A 21,768-nucleotide genomic window follows, 5' to 3' on the forward strand; every position below is an offset into this window, starting at 1 on the left:
TCCTCACCTACACAGAAGATAAGTTGTCAAGGTTCAGTTGTTACTGTTCCTTGTCTTCTATACGCTAGGTTGTTATACTAACTTTCAGAAGAACGAATCGCACCTTTGTATTCTAGTACAAACATTTTGACACTGCTCGACCGAGTATCAATGTCTTAACACAAAATTCTTTAAGTTGACAATACATATTTATTTAAAGCCGCCCGACCCTACACTAAAGGGCGGGGTTTGTACCCAAATTTTCGGTCAAGACCTCGGTAGTTACGTTACTTTTTACTTTTATAAAAGGGTTTTTTAACTACGGTAGCGGGGTAGGTGCTGCCGCGTATTTCCACTTCGATCGCTTGTCCGATCGAGGCGAAAGGTGTGGGAAGATAGGCTAAAGCGATCGCTGTGTTTAAAGTTGGTGATAAAGTGCCACTGGTGACTTTACCCACCACTTCCCCGGCGAATACTACCGGATAATCGTGACGTGCGATATGTTTGCCGGACATCTGCAATCCCACCAAGAGCCGATTGACACCATTAAGTTTTTGGTCTTCGAGGACATTGCGACCGATAAAATCGCCTTTTTCTGGCAGATGAACTAACCAATTTAAGCCAGCCTCTAGGGGAGTCGTGCTATCGTCGATATCCTGTCCATAAAGGGCTAAAGCTGCCTCTAAACGCAGGGTATCCCGGGCCCCTAAACCGCAGGGAGTCACCCCTAAATTTAAAAATTCTGTCCAAAGTTGCTGCCCGATTTCAGGAGCGGCCATAATTTCAAAGCCATCTTCTCCCGTGTAACCGGTCCGGGCGATAAAAACTTTTTCCCCGAAAAGCTGGCTTTCCCAGTGATTAAATAGGCCAAAATCGCTTAATTTTTCCCCGATCAAGGGCTGTAAAATTGTGGCTGCTTTGGGTCCTTGCAGGGCAATTAAGACCCTTTCTCGGGATAAATCCGCTAATTTTACCCCCGATCCCTCTAAATTGCCTAAAATCCATTCTCGATCTTTATCGGTAGTTGAGGCATTAACAATTAACAGGCCCTGGCTTTCGCTTTGGTAGTAAAAGATAATATCATCGATTATGCCACCGTCCGGGTTAAGTAAAACGCTATACTGTGCCTTTCCTGCCCTTAAACGGGCTAAATTAGAGGGAACTAGGGTTTGGAGAGATTGAACCAGATTATCGCCAGTTAAGATAAATTTGCCCATGTGGGAAATGTCAAACATCCCGACACCGTTGCGGACAGCATTATGTTCGGTTTTTAGGCCGCTAAACTGTATCGGCATCTCCCAACCCGCAAAAGGGGTAAATTTGCTGGTTTGTTGGGCAATTAAGTTGTATAAGGGGGTACGAATAGCGGGGGAAGTTGCTTCTTGGTTAGCCACGGTGTTCTCGATCGAATGGTTTTCTGCCTAGAGTAGCATAGCAGTTATCAGGAGACTCCGAGACAGGAGACAGGTTTTGGGGTTTTGGGGTTTTAGGGTTTTAGGGTTTTAGGGTTTTAGTTCAATTTCCCCACTTCCCCACCTCCCCACCTCCCCACCTCCCCACTTCATAATTCATAATTCATAATTCATAATTCCCACTTCCCCACTTCCCAATTCATAATTCCCACTCTCTTAACCTTTCTCGCACTCTGTCAATGGGAATTGCGAAACCGCAGCCCAATCTAACGGCATTTTCTAGGGGTTTAGGAGTGGAGGGATTATCACAAAATAAACTCGCTTGGGAAATCACTCCCACCACTTGATTTTTATCGTTTAAAACTGGACTTCCCGACTGTCCAGAAACGACAAACATGGATAAACTTAAGGATTTTTCGTTATTATCATTAACCGTGCCTTTACTGACAGTCCAATCTTTTTGATTAAAAGGATTACCGATCGAGATTACTGGTTGATTAGGGGCAATTGGTAGGGGTGCTAAAGCTAAAGGTTTTAAATCTGGGGGGGGATTTTTTACCTCTAATACTGCTAAATCGAGCCAGTCATTAGCTGGGTTAATGTGGAGAATTTTAGCTTTTGAACGCTTGCGGATTTTCCCCTGGGTTGGTTGGCTATAATACTCCACAAAAATGCGTGCCTCTGCATCGATTTCTTGACGGGAATTCGTCACCACATGGCGGTTAGTTACGATCCAAGCTCTATCTTTATCTCGTTTTAATAACCAACCAGTGCCGATACCATTGTTATTTTTGCCGCGCACGATAATTTTAACAATTGAGCGTTTTAAATTCACCAGAGGATCACTCTTAACACTGGGAATTATCTCTGGCATTTTTAATAATTCGGGATTGTCGTGAATTAATCGCCCCCGTTGGATTTCCTGTAAAATAAATCTAGCTTCTGATAAATTGGGATCAATTTCTACGGCCTGCCGACACCAATTTAGACCCTCATCGATCTGACCACTATCGATATAGGTATAACAAAGATTTTCGTAAATATTGGCATTTTTGGGGCTAATTTGCCGCGCCTGTTGAAAAACTGCCATGGCTTCCCCTAGTTTTCCCTGTTCCGCTAAAGCTTCGCCTAAATAATTATAAATATCCCCATCTTTAGGAGCGTAAATTAAAGCCTGCCGATATATTTGCTCTGCTTCCTCCCATTTTCCCTGTTTTGCTAGGGTTTCTCCTAATTTTTTGTAGGTTTCACCCTGACTAGGTATCAATTCTAGAGCTTGCTGATAGGCATAACTGGCCTCTGGCCAGAGTTGCTGTTCACTGTAGGCCTTTCCCAGATAAAAATAGGCTTTTCCCTGAGTAGGATCGAGAAAAACCGCTGCTTGCAGAGCTTTCGCCGCCTCATCCCAACGTTGTGAACTATAGAGGGCTTTTCCTAGCTGAAATTGCGCTTTAAAAGTTGGTTTAATGATAATTGCTTTTTGGTAAGCATCGATCGCCTCTGACCATTTTTCCTCCTGCGCGAAGATATCCCCCAAAGCCACTAAATAATTACTTTGGGAGGGTTCCATCGGTGGTTTATCATTAACGATAAAGCCACGATTATATGCTTGTAAGGCTTCAGAATAGCGTTTTTGACTTTGCAATACCTGAGCGATTTTTATATGGGCTTGGACTGAATTTTCGTCAAAAGATAAAACTGTTCGGTAAGCAGACAGAGCCGATTCCTTCTCCCCCGCGGCCAAAAGTTGATCGCCTTGCCAAAGATAAGCCAAGGCAATAAGATAAAAAATAGCAAAGGGAGCGGCGACAATGAAGGCAATAATTAAAAATATTTGCAGGGGTTTGCTAGAATAGCGGCGACCGATTTTAATATCTTTTCTTTTCATTTCTTGGTTAGGATAGACAACAGGCTAGAGGTGGTTCGATAATCGACCTAGACCAATTTAGATGCGCGGGCCGCTTACACATATTTTTCCCCTTTCCTGTTGCCCTTTCCGCAGTTCTGCTCCTCCTTCTTTCTAGGGTGTGGATGTAATTTTGTCCAACTACTTACTGATTACTGCTGCAAGCGCTGGGTAGGATTAACATAGCGTCACCGAAAGAATAGAAACGGAAACGTTCTTGGATAGCTGCTTGATACAATGCCAGTAGTCTTTCCCGTCCGACTAAGGCACTGACTAACATCATCAAACTGGACTTGGGTAGGTGAAAATTAGTGATCATGCCGTCGATAACCCGCCATTGATAACCCGGATAGACAAATAAATTGGTTTTTCCCTGAAAAGCGGTTAATTTATCGCTCTTAGTTTCTTTAATTGCCCCTTCCAAGGCGCGAGCTACCGTGGTTCCTACGGCGATAACCCGGCCACCTCTAGCCTTTGTTTGGGCAATTTTTTCGGCAGTTTCGGCGGAAATCTCTAAAAATTCCCGGTGCATTAGGTGTTCTGTAATATTTTCCACTTCCACGGGACGAAAGGTTCCCACTCCCACATGAAGGGTGATATAGGTGGTATCTATACCCTTCTGGGCGAGCTTATGGAATAATTCGGGAGTAAAATGTAATCCGGCCGTGGGAGCGGCCACAGAACCCTGTTTATTACCGTAAACTGTTTGATAACGGTCTTCTTCCGCCTCTGATTCGGTGACGTAGGGGGGGAAAGGAATATGACCGTACTCCTCCAACATATCCCAAAAACTGCGTCCGGGATGACGCTGAAATTCCAGCAGACGACCACTGGTGTTCAGATCTCGATCGATTACTTTCGCTAACCATAATTTTGCTTGGTCTTCCGTTCGCCCTGTTTTCGGATAAAAAAGGACTTCTGAACCGACTTTAAAGCGTTTTCCCGGTTTCACTAGGGATAACCAACGATGGTCATCCTGTTCTTCCAATAGTAATATTTCTACGGGTGCGCCTGTGATTTTACGTCCAAATAAACGGGCCGGAATCACGCGAGTATCGTTGAAAACCAGCAAATCCCCCGACTCTAACCAAGTGGGTAAATCCCGAAAAATAGCCAAATTATGACTATTAGGAGAATCTACCACCAAAAGACGGGAACTGTCTCGGGGTTCTGCGGGATTTTGGGCAATTAACTCCGGAGGAAGGTGATAATCGTAGCTGGAGAGTGATTGGTCAGGGATCATCGTCGTTATCATCATAAAGATCTTCGCAAAAGTTGGGTAATTCTACCCAGGCGAACTTCACTAAATCGGGGATTTCTCCCCTTGGTATCTGGAACGGTTTATCGTCAGACTAGAGATATAACACTAATCGTGACTATTAGCCAACATCCCAGCGGCCACTATGGACTATCTCTATTTTCTTGCTAACGCTAGTCTAACGCTACGAGTCACCGAATACCTGCGATCGATGACTCATCTACCCTCCTCCGTGATGACGGTTATCCATCAGATTAACGGTTGGGTGGTCAAGGTCAAGTTTAATCAAATGCTTACTCCTTGCCAACACGGGGATTTTCGCGCCTACATGAATGAGTTAGGGATTCCCTATCAACCGGAAATGCGTCTCCAGATGGTTTTTTGGAGTTTGGAAACAGGACAATCCCCGATTGATGTCATGCGTCGTTACCAAGTGGCGATCGTCTCCCATGGTACCCCGGATCAGCAAGATATAGAGGCTTTTCGGCAACAATTTACTAAGGGTTTAGGATACTGTCCGGAAACTCTAGCCTAGGGTTTATTTTCTCTCGGGATGCTCTTCGAGGGTCACTACAGGACTTAAATCGTTGATGTGATCAATTAATTGATACAAGCGTCCGTAACTCTTGCCGTTAAAGTAAAAAACTAGACGAGGTAAATGGTGGCTGGAATCCCGATTCTCTCGTTCTAGAATTTTACTAGGTTCGATTTTCCCCTTAACTACGATATCGCCGAAGTTTTGGTTAATTTGTTCGATCTGTTCCCCGCTTAGTTCGTGATTAAGACGAATAACAAAGGATTCTCCCACAAAACGGCTGGAGTGATACACCCGATAGAAGTGGCGAATTGTTTGACAAGCGTGGTCTAGATCGTTGGTAATAGTATAAAAATTCCGATCTTCGGCGGATATCAGTCCTCTTTTTTGCAGATTTTCACTAATTTGTGCTTGCCAAGTTTGCCAGTAGTCCCCATCAGGCTCATCAATTAATACTAGGGGTGCAGGTCCGTATTTACCCGTTTGACAGAGGGTAAGCGTCTCAAAGGCCTCATCTTGGGTGCCGAAACCACCGGGGAATAAAGCTACTGCGTCACTTTCCCGCAGAAAAAATAGTTTTCTGGTAAAGAAATATTTAAAGTCGATTAATTTGGCATCATTTATGATATAGGGATTAGCCCCCTGTTCAAAGGGTAGCTGAATATTTAATCCGAAGGAATTTTCCCGTCCGGCGCCTTCATTCCCTGCTTGCATGATGCCACCCCCGGCACCGGTTAACACCATAAAACCGTATTGACTGATACAGCGTGCGAACTCTACTGCGAGACGGTATTCACTGCTCTCGGGTTTGATGCGTGCCGAGCCAAAAATGGTCAGTTTACGAATGTGACGGTAGGGGTAAAATATCTGAAATCCCTTTTCTAGATCTTCGATCGCATAGGTTAAAATTTTCCAATCCAGGCGATCAATTTCCTCCTCGGCAATTCTGACTATTGCTTCTAGAGATCTTTGAATCCATTTGCCATCTTTTAAGTGGGGCAAATGTTGCAGCAATTTCCGCAAGTCTTCGGTTAATTCAGAATAGGAATTTTCCATTGGTGGGTTTGGTTTTGGGTTTTAGGGTGTTGGGGTTTTAGGGTTTTAGGGTTTTAGGGTTTTAGGGTTTTAGGGTTTTAGGGTTTTAGGGTTTTAGGGTGTTGGGGTTTTAGGGTGTTGGGGTTTTAGGGTGTTGGGGTTTTAGGGTTTTAGTTGAATTTCCCCATTCCCCCATTCCCCCATTCCCCCATTCCCCCATTTCCCCATTTCCCCATTTCCCCATTTTCCTGTCCATTAGTTAACTATTCAAAGACTTAAAGATCACTGTTCAGGATTATTTATTGCTTGATTAACTTGGGTGATTTGGGTTTGAAAATATTGTTCACGATAACGGATAGCTTGGGCTAATTCCGCACCTTTTTGGAAAGCGAGTAAAGCTTGGGGATAATTTTTTCTTTCTAGATAAATTTGACCGATTTGATCGTAGGTGTTCATTAAACCGTAGTAATTATAACCCAATTCATGGACTTTAATTAATTCTTGATAGATTTGTAAAGCATAATCCACCTGTTGATAACTTTTGTAAAGTTCGGCCAACTTATTTAAAGCTTCTCCTGCGGTGCCGTACTGTTGTAAAGCAAAAGCGAGAGAATAGGCTTCTTGAAAGTTTTGGCTGGCTTTATTGGCATCTTTTAAAGCTTGGTAATCTAAACCAATTTGAATTTTTAGATCGGGAATTAACTGTATTTGCTGATTTCTGATCTGGGTTTCAGCTATTTCTTCTTTAATTTTTACTGCGTTAGCTGGTTGCAAAGATTCTCGATAAATTTCTGCTAGTCTTTGCAGATAGATTCCTTGAGTTAAAGAATTATTCTGCGCCTTAGAAATAGTTAATAATTCCTCATAGACTGGGGCGGCTTTTTGATAATCAAAACGGGATAAATGAATTTGACCAAGTTGATTTAAAGTTGCTTCTACCGCCACATTATCGCCAGATTTTCTGGCATTAGCTAGGATTTGATCATAGATGATTATCGCCTCATTAAAAGCTCGTACCTGTTGATAGGATGTACCTAGTAATGCTAATAATTCCCCGTCCATTGTCTGGTTAGTTTCTGCGGTTTGTTGCACAGATTTTAAACGAGCAGTAATTAATTTAACATCCTCGGTTCGATCTCGATTCCAAGCTGCTAACCCCACTTTTCCCAAAGATTTTACTTCTTCTTTGGCTCCTAAATAACGATTTAATTTAATCACTTCATACCAGATAGGAAAAGCTTCCTCATTTAATCCCGCATTGTATTTAGCTTGAGCTTCAGCATCGCGTTGATCGATGTATAATAACAGTTGACGATGCTCCAAGGGAGTTAAAGGGCGATCGATTCCGGGTAATAAAGGACTTTTTAGGGGAGTTTCGAGGGGATTGGGTGCAGGGGTTTCTGTTTGTGCTAGGAGAGGAAGGGAAGTACCGATCAAACAGAGCCATAAACTGAGAGAAAAACGTAGCATAATAGATTGATAAGAGCGTAGTAGAGGATGATATTTTGTGATCGATCGATTCTATAAGAGACTGACTGCCGAAAATTTCCGTTTCCCAATTTTGGGTTTAATTGCTAGTTTAATTGTAACCTTTAGTCTGGCTGCCTGTGGTGTCTCCCCGCAAGTTTTGGCAGAACAACGAATGTTTCTACCCCTCTCGATCGAGTTTTTGGGAGAATATCAATTACCACAAGCGGATTATCAAGGGACAAGGGTGGGGGGATTATCGGCAATTAGCTATGATCGCGCCAATAACCGCTTTTATCTCCTCAGTGATGATCGTTCTCAGAAAGCTCCAGCCCGCTTTTATCGGGCTAGTTTGCAGATAAATGATGAAAAAATCAAAAAAGTGAATTTAGAGGCGGTCACGTTCCTAAAAGATGGCAAGGGAGAAACGTTTAAAAAGGGATCGATCGACCCAGAAGGTATCGCTTTTTCGCCCCGACAAACTTTGTTTATTTCCAGTGAAGGTGCGGTTAAAGAGGGAATTGCTCCTTTTATTGCTGAATTTGATTTGCAGGGACAATTAAAGGAGTCTTTGTTAATTCCTAATCGCTTTTTACCGGATGATAGCAATCAAAAAGGAATACAGGATAATTTAGGGTTTGAATCCTTAACTTTAGGGATTACCAGCACCCTCAAAGACGATCCTTTTCGTTTGTTTACTGCCACAGAAAGCGCTTTAATTCAAGATAGTCCCACGGGAAAAAGGGAAGAAAATCTCAGAGTGCGACTTCTTCATTATGTGATTGATCCGATTGGTGCGCCTGTGTTAGTATCGGAACAATTGTATGTGTTAGATGAGCCACCCAGCGGTGCGAGATACTACGGTTTAACGGAATTATTAGCTTTAGAAAAAGAGGGTTATTTTCTCAGTTTAGAGCGAACTTTTGGTTTAGAAGGTTTTGGAGCGAAACTATTTCAGGTAGTTAATGGGAGTGCCACGGATACCTCGAAAATCGCCAGAATACCGGGGGAATTAGAAGCTTTACAGGTGCAACCCTTGCGGAAAAAATTATTACTAGATTTAGGGACTTTGGGGATTGATTTAGATAATTTAGAAGCAATGACCCTCGGTCCAAGATTAGCTGATGGTAGTCGCTCTTTGATTTTAGTCAGTGATGATAATTTTAATCCGAATCAGGTCAATCAGTTTTTACTCTTTCGACTCAAGGAAAAATAAACAAGAGATGGTTAATTGCCTCACCTATCCCCTTCTGGGAGAAGGGTTGGGGTGAGGACTACCAATAAAGAAAAATGGGATAAATAGCCGGTTTAAAGACAAAACGGCCGATTAATAATCACTTTTTTCGATATCTTTGCGAATATCATTCAGGTCAATATAGCGATCGGTGGCATTTCGCAATTCCCTAGCGATCATCCCTTCCGTAGAAACTACGGTAATATGAGTATTTTTAGAGCGCAATAGTTCGATCGCTCGTTCAAAATCGCCATCACCGCTAAATAAAATCACTCGATCGTATTGATCGACGGTATTAAACATATCGACGACAATTTCGATATCTAAATTAGCTTTCTGGGAAAAACGACCGGAACTATCATCATAATATTCTTTCAAAATTTTTGTTCTCACTGTATAACCCAAACTAATTAAAGCATCGCGAAAACCTCTTTGATCTTGGGAATCTTTTAAACCCGTGTACCAAAAGGCATTAATTAACATGATATTCGGGTCGTTGGTGAAGTAATTTAACACCTTGCGCGGGTCAAAAAACCAACCATTTTTTTGTTGAGCATAAAACATATTATTGCCATCCACAAAAATCGAAAGGCGATCTTTCGGACGGGTGCCACCATTACAATGACAAAGACCGGCTTCTGTCATACAAAATACATACCTAATTTTTTATAGAGTTTAACTATAAAATTACTTTTTAGTAATTTTACGGGGGAAAACGACTATTCTTTGGGGAATAGCGGTGATTTGAGAGCAAAAAGATAGCAACTAAAATAAAAATTAGCTTTTTTGTCTAAGTAGGGAGGCACAATTATTTGTAGGATGGGTTAGCGGTAGCGTAACATAATCGGGCGTTGGGTTTCATGCTTCAACTCAACCTACGTTCATCTTATATTTAATTCCACCCACCCACTGAGGAGACAAATTAGATAATAGTTTCGGAATAATTAAAAGTGATAATAGGGGGATTGTACAGTAATTAGGTCATTTTGATAATCTTTCTCGATAGATGGGTATCAACAAGGCTGGTTAGATCAGGTAGGAACACCAATCACTCCAACCTCCAGAATATAGCTTAACATTCTCGTATCCGGCTAGGGTCAGGGAAAAGATATTAACACAGGCTGTCACTCCTGAACCACAGTAGAGGATAATTTCTTGATCGCCTTGCCGCTCTTGCCAACGTTGTGTTTGCAGGTCCTGGGGTTGAGAAAAACCCTGACTATCGGTGACTTCCAACCAGGGATAATTAAGCGCCCCCTCGATGTGACCGGCGATCGGATCAATCGGTTCCCTTTCACCCCGATAGCGATCGCTTTCCCTGGCATCAATTAACACCACTCCCCCTTGCTCTTTTTGCCTTTTTACCTCCTCGATCGTCACTACCCAATCCTGTTGAACTTGGGGGAGAAAAGCGCCGGTTTTCGGCACAGGTATCTGATTAGAGACGGGATAACCGGCATTTAACCAATTTTGCCAACCACCATCGAGAATGCTGACTCGTTCATGGCCGAGATAACGTAATAACCACCAGAGACGACTGGCAAAGGCAAAACGGGAGGCATCGTAGGCGATGACATGGGTTTGACCGGAAATCACCCCTAAAGAGCTTAATTTAGCGGCTATCGTCTGCGGATTCGGTAAAGGATGACGGCCGCCATGACGGGCAATGGGAGCCGATAAATCGCGATCTAGGTGTAAATAGAAGGAATTTTCAATATGATTGGCTAAATACTCTTGATAACCGAGATCGGGATCGTTTAATTGAAAACGACAGTCAATAACCATCAGATCGGGGCGATCGAGATTAGTCACTAACCAACTAGGAGAAACTAGGGGTGCGATCGGATTCATGGCGGGAAAATTGTTTAATAATTAATAGACAGTTGCGCTGATCTTCAGTGTGAGTATAACTGAGTTGATCGGCGATTTTTTGGAGTATCGGCAGTCCTTGCCCATGACCGGAGAAACTATGGTCAAGATGGGCATTTTTCTCGATAAAGCCCTCTAAATCGAAGACGGAACCCCGATCCCAGATGCGAAGTTCCATCTGGTGGGGGGTAATCTCGATCTCGATCTCGATCGGAATTTCGGGGGGTAGGTGTCGGTGAGCGTGACGGACTGCATTGGTAAAACCTTCGGCAAGAGCAAGCTGACACTGGAGCCAGTCTTTTTGGGGAATGCCCGCTGATTCAAGTTGCTCAAAATACTTTAAAACGGTATCTAAGGACCTGAGATCGCTATCTACCTGAAAAGAAATCTTCACCCCCGGTTTACCTCTGCAATGCCTTACGCTAGAAGTTATACCATTTTTCCCAAACTATGAATGATGTGTTAGCTCGATTCTGGATTTAATCCCATCTTGAGGGACAAGCAAAGTCATCCGTCAGGGGGTCGGGGGTAGGCAGTAAGATGGAGATAGTTGAGTTACAAAAAAGATGGTACGAATTCTAGTAATTGATGATGATGGAGTAATTCAAACGTTTCTGAGCCGCGCTTTGCAGAAGGAATACGAGGTTTTTGTTGCCAGTGATGGGGAAGAAGGATTAAAGCAAGCGGGGCAACTAAAACCGGCGATGATTATTTGTGATTGGATGATGCCGGGGATCGATGGGTTGGAAGTTTGCCGGCAAATTAAGCTTAATCCCCAACTGTCAACGACTTTTTTTATCCTCTTAACTTCTTTGGGATCGGTGGAGGATCGGGTGAAGGGATTGGATGCGGGGGCCGATGATTTTTTGTGTAAACCGATCGAGATTAATGAGTTAAGAGCGCGCGTGCGTGCGGGAATACGTTTGCATCAATTAAGTCATGATCTGCAAGCGCAAAAACAATTACTAGAAATGGAGTTAGCGGAGGCGGCGGACTATGTGCGATCGCTGTTACCCGAATTTTTCATTTCTCCAAAACTTGCTATCGATTTTCGCTTCCTTCCTTCTCGTCGATTGGGGGGCGATGGTTTTGATTATTATTGGTTAGATAATGACCATTTGATGTTATATCTTTTAGATGTGGCGGGTCATGGTTTACGAGCGGCTTTACCTTCCCTTTCGGTGATTCATCTTCTCCGTTCCCGTGGTTTAAGTCAGGTGAATTACTATCAACCTAATCAGGTTTTACAAGGGTTAAATCAAGTTTATCAAATCAGTCCTAAGAATGATAAATATTTTACTATTTGGTACGGGATTTATGATCAGAAACAACAACAGTTAACCTATGCCAGCGCGGGTCATCCCCCGGCAGTTCTCCTGACTAAAAAACCTTTTGGCCAGATGATTGAAACCAGACTGAAAGCCCCCGGTTTTCCCATCGGAATGTTTCCAGAAGCGGAATATACTAATCAGGTTCAATCCCTGAATTTACCCAGTAGCCTTTATCTTTTTAGCGATGGAATTTACGAGATCGATTGTGCTGATGGGAGGATGTGGGGACTGGAGAACTTTATTCAATCTTTACGAAATTATCACTGTAATTACGCCAAAAATCTCGATAATTTTATTGAAGAAATTCAAGCTTTACAATTCGATGGTAATTTTAACGATGATCTTTCGATTATGCAGGTGGATTTTCACTGATTAACCTCCGAGGATTTTTTGTTCTAATTCTTCTCGGTTATTAAAAATTTCAAAAACTCGATCCATATCGGTCAATTCAAATAACATTTTTATCTGCTCATTAATCGAGCATATAAATATTTTACCCCCCGCAGAACGCACGGTTTTTAAGGATAAAACTAGCGCACCTAAACCAGAACTATCCATAAAGGTGACATCCTTGAAATCAACGATAATCACCTCTGAACCTCCCTGCACGGCTTCGGCAATTTCTTGGCGAAATTCGCTGGCTTGGTTGCCATCTAAAATACCCGATGGTTGCATAACTTTGATGGAAGAACTCATAAAAAAAAGGAAAAATTAAATGTTTTCTACCTGCTCACTGATAATTGCTCGCTGAAATCTGCTGACAGCAGCTAATCTTTAACTATTTTTAACATATTAGGGTCAAGAAAAGCGCAAAATTAAAAATAGGAATTTTTGAAACTGCATGGAAAGTTACGATGTCATCCTCATCGGTGCGGGGCATAATGGTTTAGTTTGTGCCGCCTATCTCCTCAAAGCTGGTTATCGCGTCCTCCTTCTCGAACAGCGTAGCGTACCAGGAGGAGCGGCTACCACAGAAGCGGTTATCCCGGATCTGGCCCCCGATTTTAAGTTTAATCTCTGTGCGATCGATCACGAATTTATCTTTTTAGGACCAGTAATTGAGGAATTAGAGCTAAAACGCCACGGATTAGAGTATTTATTCTTCGATCCTACCGTTTTCTGTCCCCATCCCTCTGGCCAATATTTTCTTTCCTATCGCTCTCTGGAAAAAACTCACGCCGCAATTGCCCAGTTTTGTCCGCGAGATGCCGATCGCTACCTTCAGTTTATCGACTATTGGGGACAGTTGATGAATGCGATCGGTCCTTGGTTTAACGCTCCCCCCCAAGATTTGCTCAGAATCGCCCGCAATTATAACTCTAGTGCCTTAGCTAGTGTCTGGAAAGCGATCGGCTCAAAAAAGAAACTGCTCGACTTCATCCGCACGATGATTACTTCCCCCGAAGATGTCCTCAATGAGTGGTTTGAGAGCGAATTTGTCAAAGCACCCCTGGCTCGTCTAGCGGCAGAAATTGGCGCTCCTCCCTCCCAAAAAGGCATTACCTCCGGGATGATGATGATGGCGATGCGTCACTCCCCCGGGGTGGCTCGCCCTCGTGGTGGTACGGGCGCACTAACCGAGGCTCTGGTGAAATGTGTTGTCAGTCTCGGTGGGGTGATTTTAACCGAGCAGAAAGTTAAACAGATTCTAATTGAGGAAGGACAAGCGATCGGGGTTAGGGTGGACTCTGGACAGGAATATCTGGCAAAAGCGGCTGTTATCTCTAATATTGACGCTAGACGAGTTTTTTTACAGTTAGTCGCTCCCGCCGATGTGGATGCCGCCGATCCGGAATTGCGAGAAAGGGTAGAACGGCGAATTGTCAATAACAATGAAACAATTCTTAAAATTGATTGCGCCCTCGCCGAAGCACCAAGGTTCGAGGCTTACGATCACAAAGAGGAGTATTTACAGGGAACGATTCTCATCGCCGATTCCGTGCGTCACGTTGAACAAGCCCACGCTTTAACGATTTTGGGGCAGATTCCCGACGAAAATCCCTCGATGTACCTAGATGTCCCCACTATTCTCGATCCCTCCATGGCTCCCCAGGGCAAGCATACCCTCTGGATCGAATTTTTTGCCCCCTATCAGATTGCTGGGGCCGAGGGAACAGGATTAAACGGCACGGGATGGACGGAAGAATTAAAAAATCGCGTGGCCGATCGAGTTCTTGATAAACTGGCCGATTATGCTCCCAATCTCAAATCTTCGCTCATTGCCCGTCGGGTGGAAAGTCCGGCAGAATTGGCTAATCGTTTGGGTTCCTATAAAGGTAATTACTATCATCTTGATATGACCTTAGATCAGATGATTTTCCTGCGTCCTTTGCCAGAAATAGCTAACTACAAAACCCCAATTAAAAACCTTTATTTAACTGGGGCAGGAACTCACCCCGGCGGCTCAATTTCGGGAATGCCGGGGCGCAATTGCGCTCAGGTTTTCCTGCGGGATCGAAGCACTTTTCTGCAACGATTATTCAACTAAGTAGGGAGGCAAAATTATTTGTAGGATGGGTTAGCGGTAGCGTAACCCATGCAGGCGTTGGGTTTCATGCTTCAACCCAACCTACGTTCTCTCTGACTTCTTGTTTTAAGATGGAGAATGAAACAGCCCTAGGGGGGCAGGGGGGTGGGGAAATAAATAATCAGTTTTTAATAACTGGATTTACTATGACAACAATTTTTGATTTTTGCAGGAGATCTATCGAGTCGAGGAATACTCGTAGTCTTCGATAATATGGAGAAGTCGCATAGCTGAACTACAGGATTCTTCTAAAATTTCCTGTTTCTCCTGAGAATCTTCGATTAAATCTTCAGATACTAGACGCAAAGAACCTAAAAGACTATTAAGACTGCTTCTCGCTTCGTAGGATAAATAAGCTTTTCTTTTTTGCTCATCTTCCCTATTCTTAGAGTCGGCCTCTTTGCTATCACTAAATTGCAGAGCGTGTAAACGGGCATAATGACCACCTTGAGCTAATAATTCCTCATGATTGCCGATTTCTGCCACTTTTCCCTTGTCCAGCACCACAATTTGATAGGCTTTTTGAACAGTGGAAAGACGGTGAGCGATCACAAGAGTAGTTCGCTCGCGACAGAGTTCATCGATCGCTTCCTGTACTAAACGCTCAGAAATTGTATCCAAAGCACTGGTGGCTTCATCGAGAATGAGAATATCCGGATCTCGCAGTAAGGCACGAGCGATCGCTAGTCTTTGTTTTTGTCCCCCCGAAAGTCTCACTCCCCGATCGCCAATTTCCGTATCCAGTCCTTCCGGCAGTTTGGAGATAAACTCGTAGGCATTCGCCCTTTTTGTCGCCTCTAAAATTTCTGCATCACTAACATCGCTTAATCCGTAGGCAATATTAAAACGGAGAGAATTATTAAAGAGAAAAGTGTCTTGACTGACTATTCCCATCGCTTTTCTCAAGGATTTGAGATCATAATCCCGTAAATCGTGACCATCAAAAAGAATCCTCCCGGCTGTAGGATCATAAAAGCGTGGTAATAAATCAGCAATTGTCGATTTTCCCGCCCCCGAAGCACCAACAAGAGCGATCATTTTTCCTTTTGGAATCCAAAGATCGATGCCCTTGAGAACTAATTCTTGATGACCAGGATAGGAAAATTGGACGTTATCAAAATGAATACCTGTCTCTAATCTTTGATAGGGAATAGAGCCATTGCTCATAAATGGTTTATTCTCTCGAATGAGAAAATCCGCTACCACCTCTACTGCGGAAACATCCCCCAATAGACTACCCCTAGCACTGTTAATTTGACTAACTATCGGCAGGGCCCGGAAAAGTACATAGAGATAGGTCAATAAAATTGTCGCTAAAGCTTGCAGTTGTTCATTGAAAAGATAACGACCAGCAATGATAATTAAAGCAATAATAATTACCCCGCCGATCTCATTGAGCGGGGCGATTACAGCATTATTAGTCTGGGCATCTAAACCCGCTTTCTCCCGGGCTTCGATATCTTCCACAATAGATTCTAATTCGTATCTTTCATTGCCTACCGCTTTAATTAGCCGAATTCCCGTTAACAGTTCCAACAGTTTATTAGTTTGCTGTTTAGCCGTTAGGGTGATAATCTCTCCAAACTTTTTCGATCTCTTGACAAAGTATTGATTAAGCAGAGCTAAAAAGCCACCCAAAATACTAGAAAGAATAGTCAATTGCCAAGAAATTGATAATAAAATAGCCAAGTACATGAAAGCTGTGGCGATAATCTTAACCAAGCCAATGTAATTTCTAATTGATCCCACGGCTCGATTAATCTCCGACATGAAACGATTAAAAATATCTCCTATTTTACTTTTTACATAATAATCTATATCCACTTCTAGCAACAGAATAACTGAATCAATTCGCATATCTCTTGCCATAATCAAAGACAAGTAAGTGCCTAGCCAATTACTGACAAAATTGGTAATGTGCTTGAGAATTAGAATTAATAATATCGCCGCAAACATCCAGAAAAAACGAGTATCGACCGAGAAAACATCGAAAAGGGAGAGCAGCTTTTTGATAATTTGGGGGGCATTTTTTAAGAGATCATTTTCGGGATTAATAAAAGAAATTAGTAAGGGGATAACTAAAACAGTTCCTACCCCATTAAATATGGTACTGGCAAAGCCGATAACAATACTGGAAACCACTAATATCCAGTATTTAAGCGTATATTTAAGGAGAATTTGATTAGGATTCATCGCAAGTAATAAAGTAAATAGTCAACGGTCAACTAATATTTCCCTTCCAGAGAAGTAATTATGCCAGAGAGAGTTGTCGCCATGGCGGTGGTACTATAGGAGGCGATACAGCGCTCTCTCGCTTTTAGTCCTCGTGCATTAGCCGAGTCGAGATGATTAAAAACTTCGCTAATCATAGCAGCTAGTTGCTCTGGCGATCGAGGTTCGACTAAATAGCCAATATCAGCTAAAATTTCGGGAATATCTGCCACTTTAGTGGAAATAATCGGTTTAGCCATCGCCATACCATCGGTGAGTTTAATCGGAAATTGGGCGTTAGCCGTGGCTTCATCCCTCTGGGGAACGATAATAGCATGGGCAGCGGCGATAACTTCCGGCATTCGATCGATCGGTTGAGCAGGTAAATGAATTAACCAAGGTTGACCTTTTTCTAGCAAACTATCCAGATAGCCATCCCCGATTTGGCGACCTCCCACCACCACCAATTTAAAATCAGGATCAGCAATTTTATCTAAAGCGATTAAGACATCTTCTAAACCTTTGTGGGGTCTAGCTGTACCCGGGAACATTAAGACTTTATAGGCAGATAAACCGTATTTTTGACGACAAGCGACAGGATCGTAGAGATTGGGATCGAAAAGTTGCGTATCCTTGCCATTCGGTAAATAAATCCCCCCATAGCGCTTTTGCAAAAATTGATTATTAACCGTCACCGCATCAGCGCGGTTAATTAAATTTTCCATCCAACGCAGATAAAGAGGGTGATTCGGGTCCCTAAGCGCACCATTTTTTTTGAGGATATCCCTAGCCAATTGTCGGGGATGAGGATGATAGGACCATCGATCGCCACCAAACCAACTCATTTCCCAATCGTCAATATCGAGAATTAGGGGACGTGGGAAAAAAAAACGTTTCAGTAAACCGATGCCGAAACTGGTGGGACGGGGTTTAACCGCGTAGATAATCTCTCCGGAGAGGCGATCGAGTAAAGTTTTGATCTGGCCAAAAAACTGGGGATAATTATTGCCTTTGACCGATACCAGGGGTAAATTCCCCGGTGGGGTGGGATAGATTTCCCGGCCAAAAATCGGACCATAGACCGTCACCTGACAGTTTAGCTGTTGCAAGACTTGAGCAATCAAATAGACTCTTGTGCCACCACCACCGGATAAATCTGGTGCTAAAACAGAGATTTTTTTGTTCACGATCGCCGATCAATCCAGATTATCTAGCACGATAGGAGAATGTTAATCAATGTTAACGTTTTTGTCAATCTTAGGCGAACTTAACATTAATCCCCCCAGAGATAGACTAGACAAAGAAAACTAACATATACATAGCCGAGACGACTAACTGAGTAAACATCACTGGTAAACCGTAGCGCAGGAAGGTATGAAAACTAATTTTGCCCCCGTGTTGTTCGGCGATGCCGGCGGCGACAATATTAGAAGAAGCTCCCACTAAAGTACCATTACCCCCTAGGGTGGCTCCATACATCATCGCATAGAAAAGCGGTAAAACTTCCGGGGGAAAAGAACCGGCATAATCGGGAGAAAGCACTTCTGTCCCGACTAAATTAACATTAACAAGGTACTGTTTCAGCAGTGGAACCATGGCCACCACTAGGGGAATATTCGGAACGACACTGGAAACAAAACCGACAAAAAACAGCAAGACTAGAGAACCTAAAAAGATATTTTTGCCTAAAATTATCGCCAGAAATCCCGATACACTATTAACTACCCCAGTTTTTTCTAAGCCGCCAATTAGTACAAAAATTGACATGAAAAATAATAGGGTACTCCAGTCCACATCCCGGAGAATATTATGAACCGTATCTATCTTCGATTGCTGGGCTAAAAGTAGGGCTAAAGCTGCCCCCATCAGAGCAACGGCAGCAGGAGCAATAGGTACGGGAAAAGATTCACCGACCACGAATAAAAATAAGACTAAAAATACGATAATTCCCCCCAGAGCTAAGACGCGAGGATGATTAATTTTCGGATGGGGTAAGTCTTCTAAATGCTCGAATTTTGTCCGCCAGATTTTGGGGAATAACCAAGGCAACATCACCAGAATGGTAATCACTGCCAAGGCACCACCTAAACTCAAACGCTGTAGGTATTCCATGAAGGTGATATTAATAGAATCACCAACGATATAAGTAGCGGGATCACCAACAATAGTTAATAATCCAGAACTGTTGGCCACGAAAACCATCAGGATTAAGAGCGGCACAAAATCCACACCTATATCCTGTGCCAATGGAGGAATTAGAGGTGCTAATAACATCACCGTGGTGGCGTTGGGCAATACCGCACAGATTGGGGTAGTAATGGCAACAATTCCTATTAGTAATAATTTGCCCTGTCCCTTGGCTAAAAGCACCATTTGTGCTGCTAAATAATCAAAAATCTTCGTTGGTTCAAAGGCTCTCACTAACACCATCACCCCAAAAAATAGGGTGAGAGTGGCATAACTACGACTGATATAACCCACCGCCTCCTGGAGAGTCATGATATGGGTAAAAACTAAGATTAAAGCTCCTAATAAAGCCGCTACGGTAATATGGAGCCACTCGAACATAATAACCACAATGACTGCAATAAAAGTCATCGCAGCAATCCACATTGGTAAAGATTCCAGCATTTTTGATCCTGTTTTTACTTTCGGTTTCTCGATACAACTAAAAGTTTGCCCAAAGAATGTACAGCAAACTCATAGAAAATATGGTTATCTACGGAAAATCTTAAAATTGTTGCGATCGGTAAGCTGACATGAGAATCCACATGGACAATGTCTCCTTTGAGTTATGACTATCAAGTAGTACCAGCGACATAACTGAACCGATCAAGACATTACTAGGAATGTAGTGATGCTTCAGTCTTCCCCCCCACGCCGACGAAGTTAGCTGACGGGCTAGGATAGAGAGATATCCTTTTCTAGGCTAAAAAATCTAGAAATACGCCCCCAAATGTGGTTCCTCCGCTCCGAATTTGTCTAGCTAATATCTAGCATAGAAACTTGGATTAGGCTGACTTACTCTGTTTAGTCATCCACCATAGCATACTAACCCAAAAAAAACTATATAGCCCTATACCAGACCTATCCTGTCGGTTATCCCCCGGGTTGCTAGGATAGAACAATGATAAGCTAATAGCTAACGACTGACCGCCATAGCAGCCACAGGAGAAAGAAATTTCTATGAATAGAAGACCTCGTTATACTCCTCCCCGATCGCGCGATCGGGATTATGACCGCTCCTATGGCGATGACTCCCGCACTTCGTCCCCCGGAGGCCTATTGGCAAAATTAAACTATGCCATGATCGCCCTGATTGGTGGTATTTTTGTACTAGGAGTGGGTCTCGGTCTGGTATTCAGTTCTACTGCCAATTTTAGCCCCGAAAACGTCGCTTCCCGGGAAGTAATCGATCGCAGCGCCCCCAATGCGGAATTATGCGTGCAATTTGGGGCCAGTGCCATTGTCACCGATTTGCGGGTTTATGTCACCCTTAACCCCTTTAATGTTTTTGTCACCCAACCAGTCATGCAACCCGGTTGCGTTTTGCGACGCAATAACTGGTCAATTTTAGAACAACAAAAATTAGTCGATGGACAGCAGGTACAAAGTTGTAAAAACCGGATGAATACCTTTGGTTATACCGGCCCCTTGGAAGGCAAACCGAAAATCGATTGTATCTTCCAAAATGAAGCTGGGGGTAATCTTTTTGTTAATCCTGCTGGCGCTGTTGGCCCCAGACCAGATACAGATAAATTCTAAACTGGAAAAGATTGTTCTCCTGACTGCTGACTTGAAAGAGGGTGTAGGGTGTGGGGTGTAGGGTTTTACCCATTTTCAGGGGATCAATTACCTAATTTTCAGGGAAAAAGTCCCTGAATTTCCCCCCCCCGATCACTGCAAGGGCTGGCAATTTTTGATTTCAAAAAAGCCTAAAGATATTATCCAGCAAGGGTTTTAGATTTATTAAGCCAACTCTAATTAACTACGACAATTTTTGATTTTTACGAGAGGTCTAATGAGTTAGCCATTGGGCCGTAGTCACCACAAAAATTCCGCCAGCTTTTTTTAAAATAGGCTGAATTTTATCGATCAGACGATTAAGTTGTTCGTCACTATTACAAACCGTCATAATGTAGCTACCACTGTAATCACAATCGAAGTCATCACAGGATAAACCTCGATCGCCTTTTCCCGAAGCATTGCCAAAGACAGTATAACCGGAAACTCCGACAACATCAAGAACGCTTAAGGTTTCTTCCAGAAAAGCATGACTAACAATTATGTCCACTTTTTTGACAATTTGTAGGGAAGGATGAGGGGATTCAAGCATGGTAGTTAAGTACAAAAAGGGACAAGTGAAAGAGAACAATTTTGACAGGAATTATTCAAAACCCGCCAGGCTTTTTAGACTCCACAGCCAATGATTTTGATCATCTCTAGGTAAAGAGGAATACCGATGATGATATTGAAAGGAAAAGTTAAAGCCAAGGCCATAGAAACGTATAAACTAGGATTCGCTTCGGGAACAGTCATTCTCATGGCCGCAGGAACAGCAATATAAGAGGCACTGGCACACAAAACAGCGAATAATAAAGCATTGCCCTGTTCAAATCCGAGAACCTTAGCAATGAGAATCCCCACCATAGCATTGATGACGGGAATGAACACCGAGAAACCGATGAGAAAAGAACCAGTTTTGCCTAATTCTCGAATTCTTTTCGCAGCCACTAATCCCATATCTAGGAGAAAGAAAGTTAAAGCACCATAAAAAATCCCTTGAGTGAAAGGTTGTAATTTTTCCCAGCCTTTTTCCCCCGTGAGCATACCAACAACAACACTACCGACTAAGAGAAATACCGGCTCTTCGTTACCCTTTATGCTAAATCAACATACAAGATGCCAAGATAACATACTTCTAACCCAAAAATTCCGAAAGTTTCTAAAGCCATAGCCTCTCCGTTTTATTAGTTTAAGTTTATTGTTGATTCCCTCGACCAC

At 42.9% G+C, this 21,768-nt stretch carries 19 protein-coding genes, 1 pseudogene and 1 riboswitch; of the genes and pseudogenes, 5 read left to right on the top strand and 15 right to left on the bottom strand.

Features of this window, described 5'->3' with window-relative positions:
* Positions 1-266: 266 nt before the first annotated feature.
* The 3 genes from gcvT to queA form a co-directional block, all read right to left on the bottom strand.
* Positions 267-1,373: a glycine cleavage system aminomethyltransferase GcvT gene (gene gcvT, locus O9324_RS25320; RefSeq protein WP_288141648.1), complete on the bottom strand. Its 1,107-nt coding sequence runs from the start codon at positions 1,371-1,373 to the stop codon at positions 267-269.
* Between the two features lie 217 nt (positions 1,374-1,590).
* Positions 1,591-3,279 (bottom strand): serine protease, encoded by a 1,689-nt coding sequence (locus O9324_RS25325; RefSeq protein WP_288141649.1) that lies wholly within the window; start codon positions 3,277-3,279, stop codon positions 1,591-1,593.
* Positions 3,280-3,442: 163 nt separating this feature from the next.
* A complete protein-coding gene (gene queA, locus O9324_RS25330; RefSeq protein WP_288141650.1) occupies positions 3,443-4,540 on the bottom strand; it encodes a tRNA preQ1(34) S-adenosylmethionine ribosyltransferase-isomerase QueA in 1,098 nt (365 codons plus the stop codon).
* A 160-nt stretch (positions 4,541-4,700) separates the two neighbouring features.
* Here queA and O9324_RS25335 point away from each other — a divergent pair, with 160 nt between their 5' ends.
* A complete protein-coding gene (locus O9324_RS25335; RefSeq protein WP_002733765.1) occupies positions 4,701-5,090 on the top strand; it encodes a hypothetical protein in 390 nt (129 codons plus the stop codon).
* 3 nt (positions 5,091-5,093) lie between these two features.
* Here the strand turns inward: O9324_RS25335 and O9324_RS25340 are convergent, their stop codons facing one another.
* Both O9324_RS25340 and O9324_RS25345 read right to left on the bottom strand, forming a co-directional pair.
* The gene (locus O9324_RS25340) at positions 5,094-6,146 is read right to left on the bottom strand and encodes an LOG family protein (protein WP_287627071.1); all 1,053 of its coding nucleotides are present in this window, start codon (positions 6,144-6,146) and stop codon (positions 5,094-5,096) included.
* Between the two features lie 261 nt (positions 6,147-6,407).
* The gene (locus O9324_RS25345; RefSeq protein ID WP_287627070.1) at positions 6,408-7,595 is read right to left on the bottom strand and encodes a tetratricopeptide repeat protein; all 1,188 of its coding nucleotides are present in this window, start codon (positions 7,593-7,595) and stop codon (positions 6,408-6,410) included.
* A 37-nt stretch (positions 7,596-7,632) separates the two neighbouring features.
* Between O9324_RS25345 and O9324_RS25350 the strand changes: the two genes are divergently transcribed.
* Positions 7,633-8,808, top strand: a complete 1,176-nt coding sequence (locus O9324_RS25350; RefSeq protein ID WP_288141651.1) for an esterase-like activity of phytase family protein — start codon at positions 7,633-7,635, stop codon at positions 8,806-8,808.
* A gap of 111 nt (positions 8,809-8,919) precedes the next feature.
* Here the strand turns inward: O9324_RS25350 and O9324_RS25355 are convergent, their stop codons facing one another.
* The 3 genes from O9324_RS25355 to O9324_RS25365 all read right to left on the bottom strand — a co-directional run bounded on the left by O9324_RS25355 (position 8,920) and on the right by O9324_RS25365 (position 11,089).
* Positions 8,920-9,471, bottom strand: coding sequence for a LabA-like NYN domain-containing protein (locus tag O9324_RS25355; protein ID WP_002751943.1), 552 nt, complete (start codon positions 9,469-9,471; stop codon positions 8,920-8,922).
* A gap of 381 nt (positions 9,472-9,852) precedes the next feature.
* A complete protein-coding gene (locus tag O9324_RS25360) occupies positions 9,853-10,677 on the bottom strand; it encodes a sulfurtransferase (RefSeq protein WP_288141652.1) in 825 nt (274 codons plus the stop codon).
* Positions 10,646-11,089 (bottom strand): ATP-binding protein, encoded by a 444-nt coding sequence (locus tag O9324_RS25365; RefSeq protein ID WP_002764935.1) that lies wholly within the window; start codon positions 11,087-11,089, stop codon positions 10,646-10,648. The genes O9324_RS25360 and O9324_RS25365 overlap by 32 nt, the downstream gene beginning before the upstream one ends.
* Before the next feature lie 172 nt (positions 11,090-11,261).
* Between O9324_RS25365 and O9324_RS25370 the strand changes: the two genes are divergently transcribed.
* A complete protein-coding gene (locus O9324_RS25370) occupies positions 11,262-12,398 on the top strand; it encodes a SpoIIE family protein phosphatase (RefSeq protein WP_002764936.1) in 1,137 nt (378 codons plus the stop codon).
* Here O9324_RS25370 and O9324_RS25375 read toward each other — a convergent pair whose 3' ends face one another.
* Positions 12,399-12,722 (bottom strand): STAS domain-containing protein, encoded by a 324-nt coding sequence (locus tag O9324_RS25375; protein WP_287627065.1) that lies wholly within the window; start codon positions 12,720-12,722, stop codon positions 12,399-12,401.
* 145 nt (positions 12,723-12,867) lie between these two features.
* Between O9324_RS25375 and crtO the strand changes: the two genes are divergently transcribed.
* Positions 12,868-14,514 carry a beta-carotene ketolase CrtO gene (gene crtO, locus O9324_RS25380; protein ID WP_287627064.1) on the top strand — a complete coding sequence of 549 codons (1,647 nt, stop codon included), beginning with the start codon at positions 12,868-12,870 and terminating at the stop codon, positions 14,512-14,514.
* 216 nt (positions 14,515-14,730) lie between these two features.
* Here the strand turns inward: crtO and O9324_RS25385 are convergent, their stop codons facing one another.
* The 3 genes from O9324_RS25385 to O9324_RS25395 all read right to left on the bottom strand — a co-directional run bounded on the left by O9324_RS25385 (position 14,731) and on the right by O9324_RS25395 (position 19,395).
* Positions 14,731-16,746: an ABC transporter ATP-binding protein gene (locus tag O9324_RS25385; RefSeq protein WP_288141653.1), complete on the bottom strand. Its 2,016-nt coding sequence runs from the start codon at positions 16,744-16,746 to the stop codon at positions 14,731-14,733.
* A gap of 32 nt (positions 16,747-16,778) precedes the next feature.
* Entirely contained in the window at positions 16,779-17,951 is a 1,173-nt protein-coding gene (locus tag O9324_RS25390; RefSeq protein WP_002764942.1) for a glycosyltransferase, read from the bottom strand.
* 106 nt (positions 17,952-18,057) lie between these two features.
* Positions 18,058-19,395, bottom strand: a complete 1,338-nt coding sequence (locus O9324_RS25395; RefSeq protein WP_288141654.1) for an ArsB/NhaD family transporter — start codon at positions 19,393-19,395, stop codon at positions 18,058-18,060.
* A gap of 232 nt (positions 19,396-19,627) precedes the next feature.
* Positions 19,628-19,758: riboswitch (cyclic di-AMP (ydaO/yuaA leader) on the bottom strand.
* Between the two features lie 192 nt (positions 19,759-19,950).
* Here O9324_RS25395 and O9324_RS25400 point away from each other — a divergent pair.
* A complete protein-coding gene (locus tag O9324_RS25400) occupies positions 19,951-20,529 on the top strand; it encodes a DUF3172 domain-containing protein (protein ID WP_002751192.1) in 579 nt (192 codons plus the stop codon).
* Positions 20,530-20,782: 253 nt separating this feature from the next.
* On the opposite strand, the gene O9324_RS25405 is transcribed toward O9324_RS25400, so the two are convergent.
* The 3 genes and pseudogenes from O9324_RS25405 to O9324_RS25415 form a co-directional block, all read right to left on the bottom strand.
* Positions 20,783-21,100: a P-II family nitrogen regulator gene (locus O9324_RS25405; RefSeq protein ID WP_002764947.1), complete on the bottom strand. Its 318-nt coding sequence runs from the start codon at positions 21,098-21,100 to the stop codon at positions 20,783-20,785.
* 74 nt (positions 21,101-21,174) lie between these two features.
* Positions 21,175-21,627: pseudogene (locus tag O9324_RS25410) on the bottom strand (sodium-dependent bicarbonate transport family permease); the annotation flags it as partial.
* Between the two features lie 27 nt (positions 21,628-21,654).
* The coding region (locus O9324_RS25415; protein ID WP_130758671.1) for a transposase at positions 21,655-21,768 on the bottom strand (114 nt) is incomplete at its 5' end.

The organism is Microcystis sp. LE19-84.1B (genome assembly GCF_027531875.1).
Lineage (GTDB): Bacteria > Cyanobacteriota > Cyanobacteriia > Cyanobacteriales > Microcystaceae > Microcystis > Microcystis panniformis.